This window comes from Streptomyces sp. NPDC005070 (assembly GCF_053600395.1).
Window position 1 is genome coordinate 1 of record NZ_JBSFZS010000062.1, and the last position, 25,289, is coordinate 25,289.

20 protein-coding genes and 1 riboswitch are annotated in these 25,289 nt (G+C 71.7%); of the genes, 9 read left to right on the forward strand and 11 right to left on the reverse strand.

The window, feature by feature from the left end; genetic code table 11:
• Positions 1 to 246: 246 nt before the first annotated feature.
• Both ACWEBX_RS21580 and ACWEBX_RS21585 read right to left on the reverse strand, forming a co-directional pair.
• Positions 247 to 777, reverse strand: coding sequence for an SUKH-3 domain-containing protein (locus tag ACWEBX_RS21580; protein ID WP_451886450.1), 531 nt, complete (start codon positions 775 to 777; stop codon positions 247 to 249).
• Positions 778 to 855: 78 nt separating this feature from the next.
• The gene (locus ACWEBX_RS21585; RefSeq protein ID WP_384795242.1) at positions 856 to 1,359 is read right to left on the reverse strand and encodes a YwqJ-related putative deaminase; all 504 of its coding nucleotides are present in this window, start codon (positions 1,357 to 1,359) and stop codon (positions 856 to 858) included.
• Between the two features lie 229 nt (positions 1,360 to 1,588).
• On the opposite strand from ACWEBX_RS21585, the gene ACWEBX_RS21590 reads away from it, so the two are divergent.
• The 3 genes from ACWEBX_RS21590 to ACWEBX_RS21600 all read left to right on the forward strand — a co-directional run bounded on the left by ACWEBX_RS21590 (position 1,589) and on the right by ACWEBX_RS21600 (position 6,346).
• Positions 1,589 to 2,575, forward strand: a complete 987-nt coding sequence (locus tag ACWEBX_RS21590) for an SMI1/KNR4 family protein (protein ID WP_451886451.1) — start codon at positions 1,589 to 1,591, stop codon at positions 2,573 to 2,575.
• Between the two features lie 7 nt (positions 2,576 to 2,582).
• The gene (locus ACWEBX_RS21595; RefSeq protein WP_451886452.1) at positions 2,583 to 5,174 is read left to right on the forward strand and encodes an SUKH-4 family immunity protein; all 2,592 of its coding nucleotides are present in this window, start codon (positions 2,583 to 2,585) and stop codon (positions 5,172 to 5,174) included.
• Positions 5,175 to 5,458: 284 nt separating this feature from the next.
• Positions 5,459 to 6,346 carry a cellulose-binding protein gene (locus tag ACWEBX_RS21600; protein ID WP_451886453.1) on the forward strand — a complete coding sequence of 296 codons (888 nt, stop codon included), beginning with the start codon at positions 5,459 to 5,461 and terminating at the stop codon, positions 6,344 to 6,346.
• A 149-nt stretch (positions 6,347 to 6,495) separates the two neighbouring features.
• On the opposite strand, the gene ACWEBX_RS21605 is transcribed toward ACWEBX_RS21600, so the two are convergent.
• A complete protein-coding gene (locus ACWEBX_RS21605; RefSeq protein WP_451886454.1) occupies positions 6,496 to 8,130 on the reverse strand; it encodes a sodium/solute symporter in 1,635 nt (544 codons plus the stop codon).
• Positions 8,127 to 8,684, reverse strand: a complete 558-nt coding sequence (locus tag ACWEBX_RS21610) for a DUF485 domain-containing protein (protein ID WP_451886455.1) — start codon at positions 8,682 to 8,684, stop codon at positions 8,127 to 8,129. The genes ACWEBX_RS21605 and ACWEBX_RS21610 overlap by 4 nt, the downstream gene beginning before the upstream one ends.
• Positions 8,685 to 9,299: 615 nt before the next feature.
• Between ACWEBX_RS21610 and ACWEBX_RS21615 the strand changes: the two genes are divergently transcribed.
• Entirely contained in the window at positions 9,300 to 9,824 is a 525-nt protein-coding gene (locus ACWEBX_RS21615) for a DoxX family protein (protein WP_355766697.1), read from the forward strand.
• Between the two features lie 55 nt (positions 9,825 to 9,879).
• Here ACWEBX_RS21615 and ACWEBX_RS21620 read toward each other — a convergent pair whose 3' ends face one another.
• Both ACWEBX_RS21620 and ACWEBX_RS21625 read right to left on the reverse strand, forming a co-directional pair.
• Positions 9,880 to 10,092 carry a hypothetical protein gene (locus ACWEBX_RS21620; RefSeq protein ID WP_386988129.1) on the reverse strand — a complete coding sequence of 71 codons (213 nt, stop codon included), beginning with the start codon at positions 10,090 to 10,092 and terminating at the stop codon, positions 9,880 to 9,882.
• Positions 10,079 to 11,461, reverse strand: a complete 1,383-nt coding sequence (locus ACWEBX_RS21625; protein WP_451886456.1) for a PspC domain-containing protein — start codon at positions 11,459 to 11,461, stop codon at positions 10,079 to 10,081. Before ACWEBX_RS21625 ends, ACWEBX_RS21620 begins: the two co-directional genes overlap by 14 nt.
• A 177-nt stretch (positions 11,462 to 11,638) precedes the next feature.
• Here ACWEBX_RS21625 and ACWEBX_RS21630 point away from each other — a divergent pair, with 177 nt between their 5' ends.
• Both ACWEBX_RS21630 and ACWEBX_RS21635 read left to right on the forward strand, forming a co-directional pair.
• The gene (locus tag ACWEBX_RS21630) at positions 11,639 to 12,928 is read left to right on the forward strand and encodes an ATP-binding protein (protein WP_451886457.1); all 1,290 of its coding nucleotides are present in this window, start codon (positions 11,639 to 11,641) and stop codon (positions 12,926 to 12,928) included.
• Positions 12,925 to 13,677 carry a LuxR C-terminal-related transcriptional regulator gene (locus ACWEBX_RS21635; protein WP_451886458.1) on the forward strand — a complete coding sequence of 251 codons (753 nt, stop codon included), beginning with the start codon at positions 12,925 to 12,927 and terminating at the stop codon, positions 13,675 to 13,677. Before ACWEBX_RS21630 ends, ACWEBX_RS21635 begins: the two co-directional genes overlap by 4 nt.
• A gap of 9 nt (positions 13,678 to 13,686) precedes the next feature.
• On the opposite strand, the gene ACWEBX_RS21640 is transcribed toward ACWEBX_RS21635, so the two are convergent.
• Positions 13,687 to 14,778, reverse strand: a complete 1,092-nt coding sequence (locus tag ACWEBX_RS21640) for an NlpC/P60 family protein (RefSeq protein WP_451886459.1) — start codon at positions 14,776 to 14,778, stop codon at positions 13,687 to 13,689.
• 438 nt (positions 14,779 to 15,216) lie between these two features.
• On the opposite strand from ACWEBX_RS21640, the gene ACWEBX_RS21645 reads away from it, so the two are divergent.
• Positions 15,217 to 15,570 carry a hypothetical protein gene (locus ACWEBX_RS21645; RefSeq protein ID WP_451886460.1) on the forward strand — a complete coding sequence of 118 codons (354 nt, stop codon included), beginning with the start codon at positions 15,217 to 15,219 and terminating at the stop codon, positions 15,568 to 15,570.
• Positions 15,571 to 15,612: 42 nt separating this feature from the next.
• On the opposite strand, the gene ACWEBX_RS21650 is transcribed toward ACWEBX_RS21645, so the two are convergent.
• The gene (locus ACWEBX_RS21650) at positions 15,613 to 16,593 is read right to left on the reverse strand and encodes a tellurite resistance/C4-dicarboxylate transporter family protein (RefSeq protein WP_451886461.1); all 981 of its coding nucleotides are present in this window, start codon (positions 16,591 to 16,593) and stop codon (positions 15,613 to 15,615) included.
• A gap of 134 nt (positions 16,594 to 16,727) precedes the next feature.
• Positions 16,728 to 17,897, reverse strand: coding sequence for an NlpC/P60 family protein (locus tag ACWEBX_RS21655; RefSeq protein ID WP_451886462.1), 1,170 nt, complete (start codon positions 17,895 to 17,897; stop codon positions 16,728 to 16,730).
• An 8-nt stretch (positions 17,898 to 17,905) separates the two neighbouring features.
• A riboswitch (cyclic di-AMP (ydaO/yuaA leader) is annotated at positions 17,906 to 18,074 on the reverse strand.
• Between the two features lie 346 nt (positions 18,075 to 18,420).
• Here ACWEBX_RS21655 and pcrA point away from each other — a divergent pair.
• On the forward strand, positions 18,421 to 20,907 hold the full coding sequence (gene pcrA, locus ACWEBX_RS21660; RefSeq protein ID WP_451886463.1) for a DNA helicase PcrA: 2,487 nt from the start codon (positions 18,421 to 18,423) through the stop codon (positions 20,905 to 20,907).
• A 119-nt stretch (positions 20,908 to 21,026) separates the two neighbouring features.
• Here the strand turns inward: pcrA and ACWEBX_RS21665 are convergent, their stop codons facing one another.
• Both ACWEBX_RS21665 and ACWEBX_RS21670 read right to left on the reverse strand, forming a co-directional pair.
• Positions 21,027 to 22,811 (reverse strand): M23 family metallopeptidase, encoded by a 1,785-nt coding sequence (locus ACWEBX_RS21665; RefSeq protein ID WP_451886464.1) that lies wholly within the window; start codon positions 22,809 to 22,811, stop codon positions 21,027 to 21,029.
• A gap of 234 nt (positions 22,812 to 23,045) precedes the next feature.
• Positions 23,046 to 23,915 (reverse strand): esterase/lipase family protein, encoded by an 870-nt coding sequence (locus ACWEBX_RS21670; protein WP_451886465.1) that lies wholly within the window; start codon positions 23,913 to 23,915, stop codon positions 23,046 to 23,048.
• An 806-nt stretch (positions 23,916 to 24,721) separates the two neighbouring features.
• On the opposite strand from ACWEBX_RS21670, the gene ACWEBX_RS21675 reads away from it, so the two are divergent.
• Positions 24,722 to 25,138: a cobalamin B12-binding domain-containing protein gene (locus tag ACWEBX_RS21675; protein WP_037626795.1), complete on the forward strand. Its 417-nt coding sequence runs from the start codon at positions 24,722 to 24,724 to the stop codon at positions 25,136 to 25,138.
• Positions 25,139 to 25,289: the final 151 nt, after the last annotated feature.

Sequence of the window (25,289 nt, forward strand, 5' to 3'; positions counted from 1 at the left end):
CCGGTGGGTGGGTCGGGGCCGTGCCGGTGCATCAGCCCGTCGCCGTTGGGTGAGGGGTGGGCGTCGGTGGCGACGGGCATCGATGTACCGGCACGGCCCCTTTCGCCGGATCCCGGCTGCGGGTCTGTGGTGGCTTGGATGTGGGCGTGGCATTCCGCCCCTCCGGCCGGATCGCGGCTGCGGGTACGCGGCGGAGCCCCAGGAGTGGGAAGGGTACGGGCGGAGGGGGCGAAAGGCTGCCCGGGGTCAGGTTGTGGTCAGGCGGGGTGGGGCTGTGCCCGTGAGCAGGGTGGTCAGGGCCGCGTCGATGTGGGGGCCCAGGTACCAGTCGCCGGTGTGGTCGAGGGTGTAGACACGGCCCTCGGCGTCGATGGCGAGCAGCGCGTGGGAGTCGGGTTCCTCGCCCAGGGGGCAGACCTCGGTGTCGAGCGCGCGCCCGAGATCGCCGAGGGTGCGGGCCATGTGCAGCCCGTGCAGGGGATCGAGATGCAGCAGGGCGGGGGCGACCTGGCGCCCGGGCCCCATGGCGCCGACGCGCAGCCCCCCGAACTCCGCCCAGGCCTCGACCGCCGCCGGGAACACGGAGTGCCGGTGTCCGGCCGGCGACGCGTGTCCGCGCAGCTCGTCGGCCCAGTACTCGGCCTGCTTTATGTCCCAGCGTCCCGGCTGCCATCCCGCCGAGCGCAGTGCGGCGTCCACCGGTTCGGGGAAGCGCGATGAGGGTCCCCCCTGTCCGGGTGGGGAGAAGAGGCTGGAGGAGGAGCGTTCGGAGTGCATCTGCCCTTCGTTCGTCGAGGGATGGGACATCGGCGTCGCGGGACGCCGTCATACGTACGTATGCGGGGGAGAGGGAGCTCAGGCGTCCGGTGCGGCCGGGTCGACGATGCGTACGCCGAAGTGGCCGCTGAGCGCCGTGCAGGAGCGGCAGGGCGGGGCGAAGCTGCCGTGCAGCGGGTCGCCGTCCTCGCGGATGCGGCGCGCGGTGAGCTTGGCTCCCTTGAGGGCCTTGCGGGCCTCGCCGTTGGTCATCGGCTTGCGGCCGGCGCGCCTGCTGCGTTCGGCGTCGGCGGAGACGATCTGCCGGGAGATCAGGATGGCCTCGGCGCAGCGGCCGGTGAAGCGGTCGCGCTGCGCGTTCGTGAGGGTGTCGAGGAAGTCCTGGACCAGCGGGTGAAGGGCGGGTGGCTGGTCGCCGCGGGCGGCCGTGCCGGTGAGGGTGGCGCCGCGGACGGAGAGCGCGGCGGCGACGGTGGGGAGTATGCCGTCGCGGCGGTACAGCAGGGCGGGAGCGTGCAGCGCTTCGGCGCTGCTCCAGCCGACCCGGGGATCCCCGGACGTGCCTGTATGCGTCGCGTTCATGATCGTCTTTCCCTCCCGTGCATCCCCCGGTGCGGAGACAGACTGCCAAATGCCATGGCGGGAGCGGTAGCTGGGGCGCCGCGACACGCCAGGCCTTCGGCATACGGTCACGGCGGGGTGACGGCTGGTCACGGAACCGGAGGCCCGGTGACCGGTGTCGTACAACCGAATAGGCTGTCGACATCCGCGCTCCATCCAGCTACTGAAGACGCCGCAGGGGGCAACCGCCATGACGACAGGTCGGCTCGGGCAACAAGCCGCGCCGCCGAACGCGGCCTACGCCGGGCAAGTCGTGAACTTCCCGGATCCGGTCCGGGCAGCGCGCCACCCCAGAGGTGTGCGGATCGACGAGCGCGGTTATCCCGACTTCTCGCTCTACGCGCGTGCCGCGGCGGAGATCGCCGAGCCCCCGGAGGGCTTCGGCGTCGACGAGTTGAGGCTGACGGACTACGTCTCCGCGAACGCCGCGCTCGCCGCGTCCGGGCACGAGCTGTGGGACACGATTCCTTCGGTGGCGACTCCGCACGGCTGGACGTGGCACCACGTGGCGGGCACCCGGCGGCTCGAGTTGGTGCCGGTCGAGGTGAAGGCCCTGCTGCGGCACCACGGCGGTGTCGCGACCGCGGCCGTCGACCATGCCAAGCGGGGGACGCGGCCGTTGCAGGAGACGCGGCCCGCGCACTTCGGGCTGCCGAAGTCGTCGGTCGCGGTGACCGAGCAGCAGGTGCAGGCGGTCGAGGAGGACCTCGGTTACCGGCTGCCCGGCGCCTACCGGTCGTTCCTGAAGGCCGCGGGCGGGTGCGCTCCGGTCGGCGCCGCGCTCGACGCGGAGCTCGGACTGCTGGTGGACCAGCCGCTGTTCACCGTGCGCGACGAGGCCGCGGTCAACGACCTGGTGTACATCAACAAGTGTCTGCGCGACCATCTGACCAAGGACTACCTGGGTGTCGGGTTCGTGCAGGGCGGTCTGCTGGCCGTGAAGGTGAAGGGCGACCGGATCGGTTCGGTCTGGTTCTGCGCGTTCGACGACGCCCGTGACCAGGACGAGTGGCCGGCGGCCGAGCGGGTGCAGCGGCTGCTGCTGCCGTGCGGTGACGACTTCGACCAGTTCCTGTCGCGGCTCGCGGGCAATCCGCCGGAGCTGGAGACGGTGGCGAATCTGATGGTGGACGGCGGCTTCGCTCACGCCGTGCCCGTCTCTTCGGTGGGGGAGTGAGGTTGCGATGGTGACCTTCGCGCAGGCGCAGGAGCGCGCGGAAGAGTGGATCAACGGGGATGTGCCCGGGTACCAGCACCGTGAGGTGCGGGTGCGCGAGTTCGAACTCGGTTTCGTCGTATGGGCGGAGGACCGCGCCGAGGGGCCGCGTTCCGACGGGGGCGCGCAGCGGCTCGTCATCGCGCGGGACAGCGGGGAGGCCACGTTGTGGCCCGCGCTGCCGGTGGGTGAGGTCATCCGCCGGTACGAGGAGGAGTACGGGGTGCCGGCCGGGGCCCCCGAACCGGCGCCGGCGCCGGCGGCCCGGGTCGATCTGAACCAGACGTCGTTCCTGCTGAGTCCTCCGGAGTGGCTGCAGGAGGCCGCGGACAGGATGGGGATCCCGGACCGGCGTGCCGGGTCGGGATCGTCCGGCTCCGACGGGGCCGGGTCCCGTCCCGCCGCCGCTTCGGCGGGCGGCTCCGCGAACGGGGCCGCCGCGGGCGCGAGTTCGCCTTCCGGTGCGCCGGGGGACTCCGGGGAGCACGGAGCCGCGGCCGCGCCGGGCGTGCACGCCGCTTCCCCGGCGACCACGCCGGGTGTGCCCTCGCCGGGCTCCGCCTCCCCCGCTCCGGTTCCCGGCGGTGCCACGCCGTGGCCGGACGCCGCGACCGACGACGAGGTCCCGGACCGGCAGGACATGAGGCCGGCCGTTCCCGCCGACGCGACCCCGTGGGCGGGGACGGACACGAACGCCGATCCCGGGGACGACCGTTCCGTACCGCTGCCGGCGACCGTGTTCGCTCCGCCGCTGACGGATGCCGACGACTCACGCACTCCGCCGCCGGTGGCAGCGCACGATCAGACCGCCCTGATCTCCGGGGGCAGCCGGCTCCCGCACACGACCGTGGCGCCCGTCGCCGCGGGCCCGAACTCGCCCGCGCCGTCGGGTGGTTCGTCGGGGCACGGTGTGCCGGGCGCCTCGGCCTACGGTTATCCGCAGGGCCCCGGCGCGGGGCCGGGCACTCCGCCGCCCGGCACTCCGTCGGCTCCGGGTGCCCCCGGTACGCCGCCGCCCGCCGTGCCGTCGCGGCCGCTGCCGCCGAACGCGGGTGACATCGCCGACGCCGCGACCAGCAAGGCGCAGCCGCCCCGAGCGGCGCGCGGCGCCTCCGCGGGCACTCCGCATCCGCCGAGCGCGCCGGGTGTGCCGGGAGCGCGGCCGGGCAGTACGCCTCCGCCGCCCGGACCGGGCGCGCCCGCGGGCGGCTACGTGCCGACACAGCTCGTCTCGCAGCTCGGGCCGGACGGGCCCGAGGGAGTGCCCGGCGCGCCCACGCCGCCCGGCGCCACGCCTCCTCCGGGCGGTGTCCACCACGCCGCGACGATGCTGGCCGGGCCCGCGGTGGGCGGCCCGGGCGCGCCGCAGCCTCCGGGTGCCCCCGGCGCCCCGGTGGGCACGCCCTCCGGTGAGGTGCACCACGCGGCGACGATGTTCGCCCCTCCGGCCGGTGGCCCCGGTGCGCCGCAGCCTCCGCAGGCGCCCGGCATGCCGCAGGGCGTCCCGCAGCCGCTGCCCGGCCGGCCCGTGCCCGGTCAGCCGATGCCGGGACAGCAGCCGGCGTACGGCTATCCGCAGACGGGGCAGCCGACCGTCGGACCCGGCTACCAGGCCGTGCTGCGCTACCGGGCGCATGACGGGTCCGAGCAGCAGCTCATCCGGCGGTCCGCGCCGGGCATGCCGCACCCGGAGTGGCAGATCCTGCACGAGCTGCGCGCGATGAACGTACCGCCGCAGCAAGTGCTGGAGCTGCACACGGAGTTGGAGTCCTGTGAGCTGCCGGGCGCGTACTGCGCGCGGATGATCAGGGAGACCTTCCCGCAGGCGCGGATCACGAGCATCGCGCCGTACGGCACGGATCACGCGAGCCGGCAGCAGGGGATGCATCAACTCCTCGCGCATCACAGCGAGTTGCACCAGGTCGCGGACGGTCCGGCCCGTCCGGCGCCGGTGCGGGCGCCGATTCCGCCCGTGCAGCCCGTGCCGCCGGTCCCGCCGGAGGCGATCGCGCAGGAGCTGGCGACGGCGTTCGGGCCGGGGGTCTTCCGGTTCGACCACGCGGCCGTGTCGCGGCAGGGGGTGCCGCCGATCGTGGCGCACACCCTGGTCGTGGCGGGGCTGCCGGTCGACATGGGCCCGTTCTTCTGGGCGCAGGCCCAGCCGGGCCGTCCGGTGCCCACGCTCGCCGAACTGGCGCAGGAGCGAGGGGTGGCGGCGTCCCACGACGCGGGCTCGTACCTCGTCATGGGCAGCGACTTCGGCAAGGCGATCTGTGTCCAGTACGGCACGGCGAACATCGTCGCGGTGCCGGTGGAGGCCGGTCCCGGGGGTGCTCCGGTGCCGCCGCAGTTCGTGAACTCCGGTCTGCCCGAGTTCGCGCGCTGTCTGGCGCTGCTCGGCCGGATGTGGCGGCTGCGGTTCGGTCTCAACCAGGAGCAGGCGGGCCGCTGGACGGTCGACTTCCAGGCCCAGCTCGCCTCGCTCGACCCGGCGGCCCTGGCCTCGCCGGAGAGCTGGTGGTCGGTCCTGCTGGAGGAGATGTGGGACGGGCTGCTCTAGGGCTGTCCGACCATTCCCGTCCGACAGGCCCTGGCGGCGGCTTCCCGCGGCACTGCGGGAGGGACAGGACACAGCGGTACGCATGAGGCGCTCGGCCCGGTTCACGGGTCGGGCGCCTCGTCCGTTTGTCCGTATCTCCCTCGCTGACCTCGAATGACATGCCTGTGACCCGGTTTCGGCCGAATGAGCGGGCGGAGTGTCGCGTTATGAACACTTCCGCGTGATCCATCAAGATGTGCGCGAAATCGTCTTTTCGTGTGGGTCGGGCGGAGAGGGGTCCAAGGATGAGCAGCACACGGGTGTCGTCGCACGGCTTCATGGCCGTACGGGGGCGTGGCTACCGTCCCGAACAGGTCGACGTGTACGCCGCGGCACTCTCCCGGGACCGGGACGCCGCCTGGGAGCGGGCCGCCCGGCTCACCGTGCTGGCCAAGGACATGGAGGCCGAGGCGGAACGGCTGCGGGAGGCCGTGACACGGCTCGCCCCGCAGACGTACGAGGAACTCGGCGAGCGGGCGCGCCGGATCTTCGAGCTCGGCATGGAGGAGGCCGAGACCCTGCGGGAGGAGGCCCGGCGGGAGGCTCGGGCGGAGGCCGAGGTGGCCGAGGCGGTGGGGTGCGACGTACGGGAGGCGGTGCGGGCGTACGCCGACGAGCTGCGCGACGAGGCGGAGGAGTGGGCCCTCGGGCGGCTGGCCGAAGCCCGTGACGAGGCCGACGAGGTACGGGTCTCCGCGCGGCGGGAGATCAAGGAGAACCGGGGTGAGGTGCTCACGGCGCTGCGCGAGGTGCGGCGGCGGGCGGAGGTCCTGGCCGCCGGGCAGGAGGCGGAGCACGCCGCGCGGTGGGCGGAGTTCGAGCGGGCCGCCGGCGAGCGCGAGGCCGCGGCCGAGGCCGGGCTGCGCGACCGTGAGGCGCGCGCCGGGGAGTCGCTCGCCCGGGCCGAGCGGGCCCTCGCGGAGGCGAAGGAGTGGGACCGGCACCGGCAGGAGGACGCGGGGGCGCGCGGCGCGGAGCTGGTCGCCGAGGCGCGGGTCAGCGAGGAGCGGATCGCCCGGGAGACGGATCGTGTGTTGCGGGAGCACGGGGAGCGGTGGGATCACCTGCGGGCGCAGATGGAGCATGTGCAGAGCAGTCTTACGTCTCTCACCGGGCGGGCCCCGGCGGAGTAGGTGGCAGCGGGCCGGCCCCCCGCTCCGCGGGGGGCCTCAGACTTCTGCCGCTCCGCGGCCACCTGCTTCCACCGCTCCGCGGTGCCTCTTCGCCGCTTCGCGGCGTCCTTCCCACACACGCACCCACCCGTCTCGCCCGGTTTCCGGTTCTACCTTCCCCTCCGTATCGCCCCCGCCAGGATCCACCCCTCCACCGCCTCGTACTGCTTCCGCTGTTCTCCCGCCTTGCGGCGGCCCGAGGCCACCGTCCCGAGCCAGCCATAGGCGAACCCCAGCGGGATCGACACGATGCCGGTCGTGGTGAACGGGAACCAGTTGAAGTCGGCGTCCGGGAACGCGGCGGTGGGGGAGCCGGAGACGAGGTTGGTGCCGGGCATGAGGACGAGGACGGTGAGGGTGCCGCCGATGAGGGTGGCGAGGAGGCCGGCGCGGGTGTAGCGGCGCCAGAAGAGCCCGTACACCAGCGCGGGCGCGATCGCGGAGGCGCCGAGGCAGAAGGACAGGGTGACCAGGGGCTGAAGGCTGTGATGCTGGACGAGGGTGGCGAGCAGGATGGCCGGTGCCCCCACCGCCAGCGCGGAGATGCGGGCGAGGAGCATCTCGCGGCGCGGGGAGAGTTCGTCGTCGCGGCGGCGGCCGCGGAAGAGCCGGCTGTGCGCGAACACGTCGTGGGCGAGGGAGTTGGCGCAGGCCAGGATCATCCCGGCGACGGACGCGAGCAGCGTGAGGAAGATCGCTGTCGTCACCGTGGTGAACAGCAGCGTCTCGGCGGTGGAGACGGAGGTGCCGAAGGCGGCCTGGGAGCCCAGCAGGTAGGCGGTGTTCCCCTGCGGGTCGGCCGTCGCGATCGCGTCGCGGCCGATCAGGGCCGTGGCGCCGAAACCGACGACGCTGACGATGAGGACGAACAGGGCCACGCACGGCACCGCCCAGGACAGTGACCTGCGTACCTGGCGGGCGCTGTCCGCGGTGTACATGCGCATGGTGATGTGGGGGAGGCAGGCGCCGCCGAGGACGACCGTCAGCTCCGAGGTGATCATGTCCAGGCGAGGGCTGGCGCCGCCCGCGAACTGGAGACCGGAGCGGAGGTAGGCGTCGCCCACACCGCTGTTGCCGGCGGCGGCGGCCAGCAGGGTGCCGGGATTCCAGTCGAAGCGCTGCAGGACGAGGACGGCGATCACGGCGCCCGAGCCGAGCAGCATCACGATCTTCAGGATCTGGATGAGGGCGGTGCCCTTCATGCCGCCGATCGCCGCGTAGCTGATCATCAGCGCGCCGAGGCCGATGACGCAGCCGGTCTTCAGGGAGTCGGCGGAGAAGCCGAGGATGTACGCCAGCAGGTCGCCCGCGCCCGCGAGTTGGACCAGCATGAGGGGCAGCAGCGCCACGATGGTCACCGCGCAGGCCGTGTTGCGGACGGCGCGGCCGGGCATGCGGCGCGCGAGGGCGTCGCCCATGGTGAACCGGCCCGCGTTGCGCAGCGGTTCGGCCAGCAGGAACATCAGCAGCATCAGGGACAGGGCCGTGCTCAGGGCGAGGACCACGCCGTCGTAGCCGGCCAGCGCGATGACGCCGCTCGTGCCGAGCACGCTCGCGGCGGAGATGTAGTCCCCGGCGATGGCGAGGCCGTTGCGCATCGGGGAGAGCGATCCGTAGCCGGTGTAGAACTCGTCCAGGTCGTCCCGGTCGGGGCCGGTCATCACGCACAGCAGCAGGGTGACCGTGGCGACGGCCGTGAACGCCACGAGTGACATGGTCTGGGCGGATGTGGTGAATCCCGTCATCGCGCCGCCTCCCGTTTCGCGTCCAGTTCGCTCTGTCTGCGGATCCGGTCCGCGATGGGGTCTAGGCGGCGGCGCGCGGAGTGCTCGTACAGGGCGATGGCCAGGCAGGTGACGGGGACCTGGAGCAGGCCGAGCAGCAGGCCGGTCGACAGTCCGCCGGAGACCGTGCTCGTCATGAGAGACGGCGCGAAGGCGGACAGGATGAGGAAGAGGGTGAAGTAACCGAGTGCGGTGAGGGTCGCGACGCGGCGCTGGCGGCGGTAGGCGCCGCGCAGGAGTCTGATGTCGCTGTGCTGTCCGAGGGGCTTCTGGCGTGGCATCCGCCGTCGCTCGGGCTCGGGAGGCCGGGGCCGGGGCTGCCAGGGGTAGGTCAGCCGGGAAGGGTCGGGGGCAGGCTCGGGCGGCGGATAACCGGGGTGCAGGGGGTCGTCCGCGTAGGGCTCGTACGGCTGGTACAGGGGGGCTCGCGGGGACGGGGGCGGCGAGTAGGGGCGTTCGTGCGGTTGGTGCCGGCGTGGCCTTGGGTGCTCGGGGGACGAGAACGTGTCGGGCATCCCGGTTCTCCTTGCGTGGCTCGGGTCCGGGGCGGGACCGCAGGGAGCGGGGGGTGAGCAGCGCGCACGCTACTCGTAGGTAGCGGGGCGGCGCGACCCTTTCGCCGAACTGGGCGGTCGGTACGCGCTTACTTCGGTGACCTGGGGTGTTACCCGCGTTTACCTGTGGAGTTCTCCTGGAGCAGCCCTGAAGGTTCTCCGGTTTTCGCGTGGGGAAGAGGGTTCCTGGCGGAGGCGGAGGCGGAGGCGTAGGCGGAGGCGGCGGGGCCGGGTTCGGTTCGGTGGTGGGTCGGGGCCGTGCCGGTGCATCAGCCCGTCGCCGTTGGGTGAGGGGTGGGCGTCGGTGGCGACGGGCATCGATGTACCGGCACGGCCCCTCGCGTCCATTCCCGGCTGCGGGTGCGTCGTGGTCTATCCAGAGTTCAGCCCCGGCGCGGGAAGTTTCAGCCCCTCCGGCGATTGAGGAGCGGGGGCTGGGACGGAGCCTCGGGTTCGATGGGGGTGTCCCGAGAGAACAGGACCGGAAAAGGTTCCGTCGGCTGAGTCGGGGAACCGATTCGTACGTATGGTCTGTTGAGTGGTCAACGGCACGCGGGTGAGAGGTGGCGGAGAACGATGACTCACGGTACGCGGACGGATACTCACACCCAGTATCTGGGTGAACGACGGGACTGGCGGGAGACCGCGACCCACTACGCCCTGTTGCCACTTCGGATCTTCCTGGGCGTCACCTTCATCTACGCCGGCCTCGACAAACTCACGGACAGCGCCTTCATGAAGGCCTCCGGCTCGGGCTCGATCGGCGACATGATGCGCACGGTGCGTGATTCCTCCGCGATACCGGCCCTCGTCGACCTGTCCCTGAAGAACCCCGTCGGCTTCGGCTACGCCATCGCGTTCGGTGAGCTCGCCGTCGGGATCGGCATCCTGATCGGCCTGTTCGCCCGTCTCGCCGCGCTCGGCGGTGCCCTCATCTCGCTCAGCCTGTGGCTGACGGTGAGCTGGGCCTCGGACCCGTACTACTACGGCAACGACCTCCCGTACCTGTTCTGCTGGACGCCCCTGGTGCTGGCCGGCGCGTCCTATTGGTCGGTGGACGCCGTGATCAAGCGCCGCCGTCAGCAACGGACCGGCTACTGAGCCCGACAGGGCTGATCGGCGGGCCGGCGCGAAGCCGCGTCGGCGGGGCGGGAGTTCAGGTGCGGCTCCGGGCCCCGCGGCGTCTGCGGACGGCGTGGTTCACGGAGGCCACGGCGCCCGCCAGGCAGAGGCCGACCACGACGACGGGGATGATGGCGAACCACTCGGTGTCCCACCATCCGCCCGCGTCGCCGGCGTAGGCGATGCCCCCGGCGGTGAGGAACAGGCCCGCCACGAGCTTTCCGGGCTGGAACTCATGACGAGGCACGGGCCACCTCCGCCTGGCCGACGCCGACCTGGAGGTCGAGGTCGAAGATGCCGCCGTTCTTGGCGCCCGTCGCCGGCGGCAGGATCACCTGCTTGTGCTTGCCCGGTTCCACGTCCACGTCCTTCTTGTCGTCGCCCGGAAGCTGGATGTCCCCGACGCCCACCTCGACGGTCAGCCGCACGGTCGCGTCCTTGGGGACGATCACCTTCAGCCGGCCCGCGCCCACCTCGGCGTTCGTCTTCACGGTCTGCCCCTTGGCGAGGTCGACACCGCTGAGGTCGAGGGTGCCCACCCCCGTGCCCAGGTCGTAGCCCGGCCGTACGTCGGCCGCGGTCGCCGGGGTCCAGTACGTCCGCACCCAGTGCGTGCCGATGTCCTTCGGCAGGGCCGCGGAGGCCGCGAGGAGACCGGCCGTGATCACCGCGAGGAAGACCGTTCCCGCGCCCGTGCGGCCGCGGAACGAGCTCACGGCCATGCCCAGGCCGAACACGATGAGCGCGGCGGCCAGTCCGGCCTGGAGGCTGGTGCCGAGCGCCTGGCCGTGCCAGTTCAGGCCGGTGGTGAGGCCGCCCGCGAGGAGTGCGAGCAGGAAGACGCGGCCGCCTATCGGGCGGGGGCCGCGCTGTCCGCGCTCCCGGTCCGTCCCCGGGGAGGGGCGTGAGGTGCCGCGGGCGATGTTGAGCGCGGCCGCGACATCGCGGTCCCGGGTCTCCACGGGACCCCACATGTAGCCGGTGCCGCCGACGTGCGAACCGTCCTTCACGATCGGGTCGCGCCACCACGAGGGATAGGAGTCGGGGGCGGGCGGGGCCTTCGCCTCCGGCGGGGCGTCGGCGGCGGCCTGCGCGGCCAGCGGGTCCGGGTCGGCGGCGCCCCGGTTCTGCGACCAGTAGCCCGCGCCCGCCAGCAGCAGGGACAGGACGACGGCGAACGTCAGTACGCCGCCGTTCTTGAGCATGGACAGGAACACTCCGCAGCCGACCAGCGCGAAGAGCACCGCGGTCAGCGCGGGACCGTCGACACGGCCGGTGAGCAGCTTGCGGACCTCGTTCTCCTCTTCGTCGTCGTACGGGACGAAGAGCCACGCGAAGCCGTAGAAGATGAGGCCGATGCCGCCGGTCGCTGCGAGCACCGCGAGCACGATACGGAAGATCACCGGGTCCATGTCGCACTGCCGGCCGAGCCCCGCGCACACCCCGCCGAGCATCTTCTGCCGGCGGTCGCGCCGGAACCTGCGCGGCACCTCGGAGGAGGCCTCGTCGGCGGCGTCCGCCGGCCGTGCCGCGGCCGCTTCCCCGTGAGCACGCGGCTCGTCACCCGGAGCGGCGCCGGGCTCCGGCTCCGCCGCCGCGTGCTGCTGATCTGTCATGCGTCCATGGTGACGGGCGGGACGGCGCGGCGGCAGTCGGGATGACCCTGGCCGAACCCTGATATCCGCCCGGAAGGGGAGGGCGGGGACCGTTCGAAGGCCGGTTCTCGAAGATCAGGGGAGTATCCGGGGCCGACCCTGATGCTCCGGTCCGCCGGGCGTGTGAACATCGATGGCATGCCGGAAGCCGCAGTCCTGCCCACCGACGACCCGCGGCCCCCGCGCAAGCTCTACCGAAGCAGCGACGGACGCTGGCTCGGAGGAGTGGCGCGGGGGCTCGCCGGGCATCTCGGGCTGCCCGTGGTCTGGGTGCGGCTGGTGTTCGTCGGACTGTTCATGGCGGACGGGCTGGGCGCGCTGCTGTACGCCGCGTTCTGGTTCTTCGTGCCGCTCGGCGTCGGCGGCGTCGGCTCCGGCCGTACCCCGGCGTTCACCACCGAGACCTCGCCCGACGGCCGGCGCAGACTGGTGGCCCGCAAGCCGGACAAGGGCCAGATCGTCGCCCTGCTCCTCATGGTCGTCGTGGCCATGGTCTTCGTCGGCAACGTGAACCTCGGCGGCGGCACGAAGGCGTATCTGTGGCCGACGGTCCTCGTCGGCGCGGGCGTCGCCCTGGTCTGGCGCCAGGCGGACAACGCGCGGCGGGCCCGCTGGGCGGAGGTCGGCCGCCGCCGCCGTACGCTCACGCTGCTGCGGTCCGCGGCGGGCGTGCTGCTCGTCACCGCCGGTGTCTCCGGGATCTTCGTCCTCCAGGGCTCCGCGGCCCACCTCGGCTCGGTGCTCCAGGCGGCGCTCGCGGTCCTCGTCGGTGTCGCGCTGCTCGCCGGCCCCTATCTGATCCGGATGACCCAGGACCTCTCCGAGGAGCGCCTGATGCGCATCCGCGCGCAGGAGCGGGCGGAGGTCGCCGCCCACGTCCACGACTCCGTGCTGCACACCCTCACCCTGATCCAGCGCAACGCGGAGAACGCGAACGAGGTGCGCCGCCTGGCCCGTGCCCAGGAGCGCGATCTGCGGGCCTGGCTCTACAAACCGGACGGCAGCGGCAAGGACGAGGACGAGGAGCCCGCCACGCTCGCCGAGGCGGTCCGCGGCCATGCCGCCGAGGTCGAGGACAAGCACGGCGTCCCCATCGAGGTCGTCGTCGTGGGCGACTGCCCGCTCGACGACCGGCTGACCGCGCAGATGCAGGCGGCGAGGGAAGCGATGGTGAACGCGGCCAAGTACGGTGGCGAGGGCGGCGCCGTGCAGGTCTACGCCGAAGTCGAGGGTAGGACGGTCTTCGTGTCCGTCCGCGACCGCGGCCCCGGCTTCGACCTCGACGCGATACCCGCCGACCGCATGGGCGTCAGAGAATCGATCATCGGCCGCATGGAGCGCAACGGCGGCACGGCGCGACTGCGCGCGGTGCCGGACGGCGGCACGGAGGTCGAGCTGGAGATGGAGAGGGCGGAGAAAACGTCATGAGCGACACGAACGAGCCTGTGGAGTCCGGCGGTTCGGCCGCGGAGGCCTCCGGTGCCACCGCATCCGCGGGCGCCGACGCCGAGGGCGGGCGCCGGGTGCGCGTGGTGCTCGTCGACGACCACCGCATGTTCCGTACGGGGGTCCAGGCCGAGATCGGGGAGACCGCGCGGACCGGCGTCGAGGTGGTCGGCGAGGCCGCGGACGTCGACCAGGCGGTCACGGTCATCACGGCCACCCGCCCCGAGGTCGTCCTCCTCGACGTCCACCTTCCCGGCGGCGGCGGTGTCGAAGTACTGCGCCGCTGCGCCCCGTTGATGGCCGACGCCGAGCAGCCGGTCCGGTTCCTCGCGCTTTCCGTCTCGGACGCGGCGGAGGACGTGATCGGCGTGATCCGCGGCGGCGCCCGGGGGTACGTGACCAAGACGATCACCGGCACGGATCTCGTGGACTCCGTCTTCCGCGTCCAGGACGGCGACGCGGTCTTCTCCCCGCGCCTCGCCGGATTCGTCCTCGACGCCTTCGCCTCCACCGACGCCCCGCCCGTCGACGAGGACATGGACCGCCTCACCCAGCGCGAGCGCGAGGTCCTGCGCCTCATCGCCCGGGGGTACGCGTACAAGGAGATCGCCAAGCAGCTCTTCATCTCCGTCAAGACGGTCGAGTCGCACGTCTCGGCGGTCCTGCGCAAGCTCCAGCTCTCGAACCGCCACGAGCTGACCCGCTGGGCGACGGCGCGACGACTGGTCTGACCCTGAGGTTCAGGCGACCCGGGTGGCCCCGGCGAAGGGCATCTCGCTGATCGGGGCCACCCGCACGGGCGCCGACGGATTCGGGGCGTGGATCATCTGGCCGTTGCCGATGTAGATGCCCACGTGGGTGATGCCCGCGTAGAAGAACACCAGGTCGCCGGGCTGGAGTTCGGAGAGGGTGACCCGTCGGCCGGCGTTGATCTGGGAATAGGTCGTGCGGGGCAGGGAGACGCCCGCCGAGCGGTACGCGGCTTGGGCGAGCCCGGAACAGTCGAAGGCGTTGGGCCCGGTGGCGCCCCAGACGTAGGGGCTGCCGAGCTTCGCGTAGGCGTAGGCGACGGCGGCCGCCGCGCGGGAGTTGGGCGCCGCGGTGCCCGCTCCGGCGGCGCCGGACGCGTCGGACGACGCGACCGGCGCGGGGTCGCGCGTCGTGTCGCGCGAGACGTGCTGCCGGTCGTTGGCGCCGCCTCGCTCCGCGTACTGCGTGCGCTGCTCCGGGGTGAGGCGGTCGAGCAGCCGGCGTGCCGCGGTGAGCTTCTCGTTGACCGTCTTCTTGTGCTGCTTCAGGTCGGCCTGCCGCGACTTGAGCCTGGCCAGTTCGATGTTCGCCGCCCCGCGCAACTGCTGGAGCTCGCGGAGCTGTTTGCGTACCCCGGCGATCTCCGCCGACTGCCGGGTGCCGACCCGCTCGGCGAGGGCGGCCCCGTCCAGATACCGATCGGGGTGGTCGGAGAGCGCGAGCTGCACCACGGGGTCGAGCCCACCGCTGCGGTACTGCGCCGCCGCCATCGAACCCAGCGCGTCCCTGGCCGAGTTGAGCCGGTCCTCCCGGCGGGCCGCCTCGTCGCGGAGCTTGCCCAGCTTCGCCTCCGCCTGGCCGGCCTTCTCCTTGGCGCCGTTGTACTTCTCGGTGGCGGCCTCCGCCTCCTCGTACAGCTTGTCGACCCTGGCCTTCACCTGTGCCGGGGAGAGCTGGGGGTCGGCGTGACCGACCCCGTCGAAGCCGGTGGCCGTCGCCGCGCCCGCGAGGGCGATGGTGACTGCTGTGCGGGCCGTGTTTCCGCCGACCGAACGCTGCCTGGCCTTGCGGTGCGCTGCCACGAGGGCCCACATCCTTCCGTGCGACCGCCCTTGAGGTGCGGTCAAGCGGTGTCCGGCGGCGGCGCACACAGGGGGAGCGGGCCGCCGCCGGACCTTCTCGGCGGTGGTGTCCGACTGCCGTCCCTGGCCCGGACGGTGGTGGGGAGCCGGTCACCTGGTGGAGGACGCTAAACCTGAGAGTGCGCCGTTGGTAACGCTATGTACGGAACTATCGCGATTGGATCGACGAGCGACTAAATGTGGCCAAGATCCTGTCTGTACGGCATCGACTTCACGCAGGGTCATGACCGAACCGGCGAATCACGGACAGTTCACGCGGTGCTGGTGCTATGGGTGACGCGCGACGGTTCGGTGGAGAGAGAGTGGAGGAAGGGGCCGCCCGGTCGGGAGGGGCCCGGCCGACGGAGGCGTCAGAGGGTGCGATTAGGCTCCGGCCCCATGGGCGTACTCATCCATCTCTTCGTCGGCCTGCACATCATCGGCATCGCCGCGCTCCTCGGCGGCTTCCTCACGCAGATGAAGGCGATGGGCAAGGGCACCGCCCGCTTCGTCCCGGCGATGCTGCACGGCGCGCTGACCATGCTGGTGACCGGAGTCGCCCTGGTCGGGCTCAACCAGGCCGACGGCGGCACGGTCAACACCGTCAAGATCGGTGTGAAGCTGGCCCTGCTGATCGTGATCCTCGGGCTCGTCTATGTGAAGCGGGACGACGAGACGGTGGAGAAGCGCCTCTTCGGCCTGGTCGGACTGCTGACCGTCACGAACATCTTCATCGCCGTCCTCTGGACCTGACCGGCGGCCTCCCTCCCGTGACGCGCGGACCTGACAGCCGCGTCACCCCCGCACTTCGGATCCGAAGGCGAGAGCCGTGCCCGCGACCGCCAGGAGCCACGCCGCCACCGCGATCCACAGCAGCACCTGTCCGGTCCCCTTGAGCCAGAAGACGTCGAGGGCGGCGGAGACCGCGAGGGTCGCCACCGCCGACATCCCCATCGGGAAGACGGACGACCAGCGCCGTACGTCGTACCGCGGGCGCGGCCACACCACCTCCGCGACGATCAGCAGGACGTAGCAGGCGAGGTCCAGTACGAGCAGCGCGCCGGTCGTGGCGCGCAGGACGCCCTGGTCGTCGTTGTTCCACAGATACGGATTCACGTCGTGCGCCACGATGAGTCCCGCTCCGGCCAGCGCCGAGATGGCCAGCGCGCCGGCGGCGATCCAGTGGTCCCCGGCGCCCGTCCTCACCTCCCGCGGGTCGAAGTTCGCGAGCAAGAGAACGTAGAGCGCGATCCCCACCCAGAACAGCGTCATCGCGGCATGCGCGAGCCAGTCCGAGCCCACCTCGCCGGCGATCGTCGACCCGAGGACCGAGAGCCCCTGCGTGGCCACGCAGACAAGGAACACCTCTCCCGTCATGCGGCGCCGCCAGTGCCGCAGGACCATCAGCAGAAGGACCGGCCAGAGCACGGCCGACAGCGCGAGCAGGATTTCGGCGAGCGTCTGCCACCCCAGTGTGGAGAACCGGGTGCCGAGCACCGTGGTCGCCGCGACCGCGTCGAGCCCGGCGGGAGTGCCGGCCCGTCGCGCCCACTGCGCCCGGTCGCCCACCAGCCGGGCGAGGAAGTCCGAGGCGAGCCCGACCCAGGCGAGCGACGCGAGGAACAGCGCGATCCGGGACAGGACCTCGTAGCCGGTCAGGTTGAGCCCGATCGAGAGGATGCCCGTGGCCATGACGGCGGCCCCGGCGGCGGGCGCCCACCCCGCCCACCAGGAGCGGAGCGGAATGGTGTCCGTCATGTCCGGTGTGTCTGGCATGCATCGATGCTAGGGACCCGCGGAGCGGTTGCGGGCGGGCCACGCGCGGGCGGCGACGAAAACGCGGGGCACGCCTGCGGGGATCGGGAGAGCCCCGCACGCGTGCCCCGCGCGCGGGGCTTCCAGGTCCCGGGCTACGCCGGGCGCACCACGCTGTGGATCGCCGAGGTGCCGTCGTAGTAGATCGACTCCTCACGGACGTACGCTCCCGGCTTCGGCGCGTGGATCATCATGCCGTCGCCGATGTAGATGCCGACGTGGCTGATGTCGTCGTAGAAGAAGACCAGGTCGCCGGGCCGGGCGTCGGCGAGGGAGACCGTCGTGCCGGCGTTCACCTGGTCGTAGGTGACGCGCGGGAGGCTGACGCCGGCGGCCTTCCAGGCGGCCTGGGTCAGGCCCGAGCAGTCGTAGGAGTCCGGGCCGGTGGCGCCCCAGACGTACGGCTTGCCGACCTGCGCGCGGGCGAACGCGAGCGCCTCGGCCGCCTTCGACGAGGAGCCCGTGGCCGTCGATCCCGTCGACGACCCGGTCGTCGAACCGGCGGCCGAGTCGCCCGAGCTGTCCGACGACGACTGCGCCTGCGCGGCCTTCTCGGCGGCGGCCTGCTGCCGTGCCAGCTCCGCCGCCTCGGCCGCGGCCTGTTCCCGCTTCTTCTTCTCGATCGCCGCCAGACGCGCCTTTTCCTCGGCGTTCAGCTTCGAGAGCAGGTCGCGGGCCTCGGAGAGCTTGTGCTGCACCTCGGCCTTGGACGTCTTGAGCTCTTTCTGCGAGGCGGTCAGCGACTCCAGGCTCTCGGTGGCCTCCGTCCGCTTCTCGGCGGTGGCGGCCTGCTCCGCAATGTAGTCGTCGACGGACGCCTTCTGGCGGGTCGTCAGGCGGCTCATCAACTGGGTCTGGTCGAAGTAGTCCTGGGGGTTGTCCGCGAGCAGCAGGGTCGCGGTGTCGGGTGCGGCGGCCCCGGTGCGGTACTGCGCCGCGGCGAACGATCCCAGTTCCTCGCGCGCTGTGTTGAGCTTCTCGGTGCGCTGCGCGACGTCGTCGAGCAGGGTGTCGACGCGCTTGCGCTGCTTGGCGGTCTTCTCCCGGTTCGCGTTGTACTTGTCGGTGGCGGTCTCGGCCTGGTGGTAGAGGTCGTCGACCTTCTTCGAGACCTCTTCGATGCTGGGCCTGGGCTCGGCCGAGGGGGACGCGTTGGCGGTCTGGGAGAGCAGGGCCACGGAGGTGAGGGCCGCTGTGGCGAGGGCGGGGGTCCGTATGCCTGCGATGCGCGCACCGGTGGGACGCGCCTTGCGGTGTGACGCCAAGAGAGGCGACTCCTTCCGTCATCCGCCTGCCGAGTTAGCTGTCGGGTTCGGGCGGGAGGTTCCGGAAGGCTGCCCTACGGTCCGTGCCCCACAAGGCGGTTGGACCGATTCACCCCAAAGTCGGTGGGTCCCCGGCTCCGGGGCCTCTCGGCGCACCGGACTCGGCGGAGGCCGCCCGGCCCGGCGGTGTTCGCCGGATGTGGTCGAGCGGTCTTCGAGCACGCTAGCCAACCGGTGTGGCCCGTGTGAAGGTTGATGCCCGATACGCCCGATACATTTTCGTGACCATTGCCGCATGTGCCGCCGGGAGCGCACGGCTCGCCCACGGGCCGGTCGGCCTCTCGCGTAAAGTGCCCACGCTGTCGCGCTCCGTAGCGGTTTGGGGTGTCGGCAGGGGCAGGGGTCACTTCTGGTGTCCGCAAGCGGTCACGCCTGGTGTCCGCCGGGCGTCTCGTCACGACTTCGGGCCGAGTTCTCGGGGTGGCGGCGGGCTGTCGGTGGGGCGGCCTAGACTCGGAGAGCGATGAGCAGCCTCTTTGACGACAGCTTCCTGGCGAACCTCAAGCCCTCCGCGGGCCACGAGGACGAGCACCCTCCGCCGCCCGAGGACGATCACGTACCGGAGCCGGTTCCGGACGATCTGTTCGGCGGGAAGTTCGACCTGCCGCCGAGCCGGGACGCGTACTACCGCGACGGCGCGCCCCGGCCCGCCGTGGACCCCGCCGCCCTGCTGGACGGACTGAACGAGAACCAGCGCGCGGCCGTGGTCCACTCCGGCTCCCCGCTGCTCATCGTGGCCGGCGCCGGCTCGGGCAAGACCCGCGTGCTCACCCACCGCATCGCGCATCTGCTCGGCGAGCGCGAGGTCCACCCCGGCCAGATCCTCGCGATCACCTTCACCAACAAGGCCGCGGGTGAGATGAAGGAGCGCGTCGAGGCGCTCGTGGGCCCGCGCGCCAACGCGATGTGGGTCATGACCTTCCACAGCGCCTGCGTCCGCATCCTGCGCCGCGAGAGCAAGACGCTCGGCTTCACCTCGTCGTTCTCGATCTACGACGCCGCCGACTCCAAGCGTCTGATGGCGCTCGTCTGCCGTGATCTCGACCTCGACCCCAAGCGGTTCCCGCCGAAGTCGTTCAGCGCCAAGATCTCGAACCTGAAGAACGAGCTGATCGACGAGGAGGACTTCGCCGCCCAGGCCGCCGACGGCTTCGAGAAGACCCTCGCCCAGGCGTACGCGATGTACCAGTCGAGGCTGCGCGAGGCCAACGCGCTCGACTTCGACGACCTGATCATGACCACGGTCAACCTGCTGCGCGCCTTCCCGGACGTCGCCGAGCACTACCGCCGCCGCTTCCGGCACGTCCTGGTCGACGAGTACCAGGACACCAACCACGCGCAGTACTCGCTGGTCCGGGAGCTCGTGGGCACCTCCGAGCACCCCGTGGACGTACCGCCCAACGAGTTCGACCTGCCCCCGGCCGAACTGTGCGTCGTGGGTGACGCGGACCAGTCGATCTACGCCTTCCGCGGCGCGACCATCCGCAACATCCTCCAGTTCGAGGAGGACTACCCGAACGCGACGACGATCCTGCTGGAGCAGAACTACCGCTCCACGCAGACGATCCTGACGGCCGCCAACGCGGTCATCGAGCGCAACGAGTCCCGCCGCCCCAAGAACCTGTGGACCAACGCGGGCGCCGGCTCGAACATCACGGGCTACGTCGCGGACACCGAGCACGACGAGGCCCAGTTCGTCGCCGACGAGATAGACCGTCTCACCGACGCGGGCGAGGCGAGGGCCGGCGACGTCGCGGTCTTCTACCGTACGAACGCCCAGTCCCGTGTCTTCGAAGAGGTCTTCATCCGCGTCGGCCTGCCGTACAAGGTCGTCGGCGGTGTCCGCTTCTACGAGCGCAAGGAAGTCCGGGACGTCCTGGCGTATCTGAGGGTGCTGGCCAACCCCGAGGACTCGGTCCCCATGCGCCGCATCCTGAACGTGCCCAAGCGAGGCATCGGCGACCGCGCCGAGGCGATGATCGACGCCCTGGCACAACGCGAGAAGATCAGCTTCCCGCAGGCGCTGCGCCGCGTCGACGAGGCCTACGGCATGGCCGCGCGCTCCACCAACGCGGTCAAGCGGTTCAACACGCTCATGGAAGACCTCCGTACGATCGTCGAGTCCGGCGCGGGCCCGGCCACCATCCTGCAGGCCGTCTTCGAACGCACCGGCTATCTCGCCGAGTTGCAGGCCTCGACCGACCCACAGGACGAGACCCGGATCGAGAACCTCCAGGAACTCGCCGCCGTCGCCCTGGAGTTCGAGCAGGAGACCGGCGAGGGCGAGACCCCGCCCGGACTCTCCGCGTTCCTGGAGCGGGTCGCGCTCGTCGCCGACTCCGACCAGATCCCGGACGAGGAGGACGGCAACGGCGTCATCACCCTGATGACCCTGCACACCGCCAAGGGCCTCGAGTTCCCCGTGGTCTTCCTGACCGGCATGGAGGACGGCGTCTTCCCGCACATGCGCGCGCTCGGACAGGTCAAGGAGCTGGAGGAGGAGCGGCGCCTGGCGTACGTCGGCATCACCCGCGCGCGCGAGCGGCTCTACCTCACCCGGTCCTCGATGCGCAGCGCGTGGGGACAGCCCTCGTACAACCCGCCCTCCCGCTTCCTGGAGGAGATCCCGGCGACCCATCTGGACTGGAAGCGCACAGGGGCGACGGCGCCCATGTCCGCCGGTCCGGTCTCCGGTGTCGCCGCCTCCCTCTCGTCCTCGCGTTCGCGGTCCGCGGCCTCGGGTGCCTCCGGGTTCGCCACCCGCCGTGGTGCCACCGAGAAGCCGGTGGTCTCGCTGGCCGTCGGGGACCGGGTCACGCACGACCAGTTCGGCCTCGGCACCGTCGTCGGGGTGAAGGGGACGGGCGCGAACGCGGAGGCGACGGTCGACTTCGGAGAGCCCAAGCCGAAGCGGCTGCTGCTGCGGTACGCGCCGGTGGAGAAGCTGTAGTCCGCGAGACCGTTCGCAGGGGCCCTTGGCCGTCCGGAGGCGGACGGCCGGGGGCCGCGGGCGCCGGGTTCTCGCCCGGGGTCACGCGGCGGCCGGGCTCCTGACCGGGATCCGGCTTCTTACGTGGGGTCCAGGCCGTGGCTGCGCAGCCACGGCAGCGGGTCGATCGCCGAACCGCCGGCCGGGCGGACCTCGAAGTGCAGGTGCGGGCCGGTCGAGTTGCCGGAGTTCCCGGAGAAGGCGATCTGGTCACCGGCCTTGACGGTGGTACCGGAGGCGACCTGGTACGTGGAGAGGTGGCAGTACCACGTCTCCGTGCCGTCCATCGCGGTCACGATCATCATGTTGCCGTACGCGCTGTTCCACTGCGTCCGGACGGTCCCGTCGGTCGCTGCCATCACCGGCGTCCCGTAGGAGACGGGGAAGTCGATGCCCGTGTGCACGGACATCCAGTTGACGCCGGCCTGGCCGAAGTAGGCGCTGAGGCCCTGCTGCGCCACGGGAAGGGCGAACTTCGGACGCAGCCGCTCCTTGCGGGCCGCCGCCTCCGCCGCCTTCTTCTTCTCCGTCGCCTGCTGCGCCTTGAGGTCGATACGTTCCTGCGTGCGGCTCGCCCGGTCGGCGAAGTCGTCCGCGCCCGCGGACAGACTCTGGAGCTGGGTGTCCAGCTTGACGTTGGCGGCCGACGGCTTCACCGAGGTCGCGTCGGAAGCGCTGGCCGTGGTGTCCTTCGAGTCGTTCCCGCCGAGGCCGCCGACACCGCCCACGGAGGCGGCGGCGATCCCCGCGACCCCCATGACACAGGCCGAGGGCACCGCGACGGTCAGCAGAGCGGAACGTTTCGCGGGGCTGCGGCGCCGGGCACGGGAACCGCTCCGGGGCGAGGGAAGCCGGACCGGGGTGATCTCCTCCTGGTCCTCCAGCAGCGGCCGCTCGCGACCCTCGTCGTACGGGTCGTGGTCGTCGTAGCCCTCGTCGGGGCCGTGCGTGTCCGCGAAGTCCTCGGCCGCGTCGAACTCGGCCTCGTTGCCGACCGTGTCGAGTCCGCCGTGGACCGCCTGGTCGAAGGTCGCGGTCGCCTGCTGGTCGAAGGGCACCGCGTCCGCCGCGTCGGACGTCCCCTCGTACGTCATGTCGAGCCGGGTCAGATCATGGTCGTACGACGCGGACTCCGGCCCCGGCTGGTCGTACGGCTCCGTCCCCGAGTGCTCGTACGTCTCGGTCTGGGGGTGCTCGTAGGCCTGGTACGTGCCCTGGCCGCCGGCGCTGTTCCACTGCGTGGCGTCGTACGCGCCCGTCTCCTGCGTCGGCACGGTCCACTGCTGGGTGCCGTCGAGCGGCTGCTCGGGCTGGACCCAGGCGTTCGCGTCCCACTGGCCCGAGGCGTCGGGGCCGGGATACTGCGCGGGGATGTCGGTGAGCTGCTGGTAGTCGTTCGTCCAGGCCGTCGCGTCGTGGGCGCCGGTGCCGTAGGCGGTGTGCTGCGCCGCGTACGGGTCGTAGCCCATCGGCTGCTGGACTCCCGCGTTCCACTGCGTGGCGTCGTACGAGCCGGTGCCGGCCCCGCCGGGCATGGTGCCGAAGAGCGGGTCGCCGGCGAAGTCCGAGCCGGCGTAGGCGCCCATGGTGGCCGCGCCCGAGTCGAAGGTCATGGCGGAGTGGTCGCCGTACGCGGTGAAGTCGCCGCCGTACTGGGCTTCTTGCGCGCCGTAGGGCGCGTAGGACGCCGAGGCGGCGTCGGAAGCCGGGGCCGGGGGAGTCGCGATCCCCGACGGGTGACGGTCGTTCACCAACTTCTCTTTCGCCTCGACAACAGGGGCTGGCAGAGCAGTGCGGCGACTGTACCCGTCGGTATGCGGGCGCGACAATCTTCGGCAGGTTTCCCCTTCGCAGGAAACGGGCATTCGGCCGTGTTTCGGGGGAGGGCGGGCAAGGCCTTGGCCTGGCGTTCGATAAACGTTCGAGGGTTTCCGTCCACGGGAAGGCCGTCGGGCGGCCGTCAGCCCTCCCGACGGCCGCCCTCGGACCGCTTCGTGCCCCCTCGAATCCCTTCCGTGCCGCCCCGAATCCCTTCCGTGCCGCCCCGGACCGCTTCCGGGCCGCCCCACGCCACCGTGAGGCCGCCCGTCACGCCACCGTCACGCCACCGTGAGTCCGCCCCTGCCCATGCGGGCCACGGCGAGGGATCCGGGCACCTCGATGTCGAGTGCCTGCCGGATGCCGGTCGCGACGGCCGGATGCACGGGCAGCGCGAGATGGCCGACACCGCTCACGCGGACGTTCTGGGCGAGCAGGTCGGGATGCTCGACACAGGCCGTCTCCAGCGGGTCCATCAGATGGTCGAGATCGCTCCAGAAGCTGACGAACTGCGTACGGCAGCCCGGGGCGGGGCCGGTCAGTTCCTCGATCACGGGAGAACCGGGACGCATCTGCCGGACGATCGGGTGCGCGTTCATCAGCGGCGCGACCCGGGTGCCCGAGTGCGGGGTGCCGAGCGTGACGAGGGTGCGGACGTGGGAGTCGCCGCCGAGACACTGCACGTAGTAGCGCGCGATCAGCCCGCCGAGGCTGTGTCCGACGATGTCCACGCGGTCATGGCCCGTGCGCTCGCAGATCTCCTCGATGTGCCGGCCCAGCAGTTCCGCCGCAGTACGGATGTCGCACGTCAGCGGCGAGTAGTTCAGGGACTCGATGTGCTGCCTGCCGTGCTGGGCGAGATTGCGGCGCAGCAGGACGAAGACGGAGCGGTTGTCGATGAAGCCGTGGAGCAGGACGACCGGGGGCTTGGCCTCGGTGGGCAGCGTGGCGGCCACGTCGGGCGGGGGGAGCGGGTGTCCGGTGCGGCGTTCCTGTGTGATGCCGGAGGGATAGAGGAGGAGGTGCCCGGCGAGGATCGCGAGCTCCAGTGCCGTGGCCTTCAGCAGGGCCATCGAGAGCCCGGCCAGCTTCGTCGGAAACAGGCGCTGGCACAGGGGGAGAAAGGGCGACGCAGCCTCGGTCACCTTCATGGCCGACCTCCAGTCGGCACGCGGGAGGACCACTCCGTCCCCCGTGTGCCCTAGTGGAAAGCCGTGAGGTCGGCGACGGCGGCGGCCTACGACACGTCCCCGGGGTGTGAGACCGGTGACGCTGCGGAGTGCTCGGCGAAGGGCGCGGTATACGACGCCGACCCCGGCTCCCCGACGGTGCGCCGGGCTGGATGCGCCGGCTTCGTGTCGTGGCGTGGAGTCGCCCTCGTGTTCCCGCGGTCCTGCTGCCCGGCCTCGCTCCCCGCTGTCGTGCCGTCGCCGATGTGCCCCAGCACCACGCCGTCCCGCTGACGACGCGATGTGCGGCCACCTGGTCGCGGCTCTTCTTGCGCCCGCTCCGGCCGAGGCCCGTACGCCGCAGATCCCTGCGGCGCCAGTGCCGCGGTACGGAACCGTGCGCGGCGAACTTGTCCCAGTGTGTGATTTCCCCCTCGGTCTCCACCGCGAAACTGCCGGTTGCGGGATGCTGGCGATAACGTTCGTTCACTTCCCGGGCCGAAAGGGCCCGGGACGCCTGTGCCGCTTGGCGCGATCGGTGATCCGGAGTGATCCGGTGTGGCGAGCGGAAAACTGAGCGATATGTGTCGATGGTCAGTAGTCGGCACGATCGACGGACGCCTGTTGGTGACAACGGGTAGTCAATACTGGTCAATCGGTGAATCAATCGGTGAATTAGTCGGTGAATCTTCGACCAGTTGTCGGTCGTGGTCCGGTGGCGGTCGTCGCGGCATGTGTCGGCAGTCCTCGTCGGTGCAGGTTGAAGTAGTCCGTTCATGGAGGCAGTGATGGGTGTGGCAGCCGGTCCGATTCGCGTGGTGGTGGCCAAGCCGGGGCTCGACGGCCACGATCGTGGGGCCAAGGTGATCGCGCGGGCGCTGCGCGACGCCGGTATGGAGGTCATCTACACCGGGCTTCATCAGACCCCCGAGCAGATCGTCGACACCGCGATCCAGGAGGACGCCGACGCGATCGGCCTGTCCATCCTGTCCGGCGCCCACAACACGCTCTTCGCGGCCGTCATCGCCCTCCTCAAGGAGCGCGAGGCCGAGGACATCAAGGTCTTCGGCGGCGGCATCATCCCCGAGGCGGACATCGCCCCCCTCAAGGAGAAGGGCGTCGCGGAGATCTTCACTCCGGGCGCGACGACCGTGTCCATCGTGGACTGGGTCCGGGCGAACGTCAGGCAGCCGGCCGGCGCGTGACCGGGCGCCTGCGCCAAGCCGTGTGACCGCCGGGCGCCTGAGTCGGCCGACGTGACGGCTTGGTGCCTGCGCCGGTCCACGTGACCGCCGGGCGCCTGCGCCTGCCCACGTGACGGCTTGGTGCCAGCGTCGCGCCCGTGTGACGTCGGGT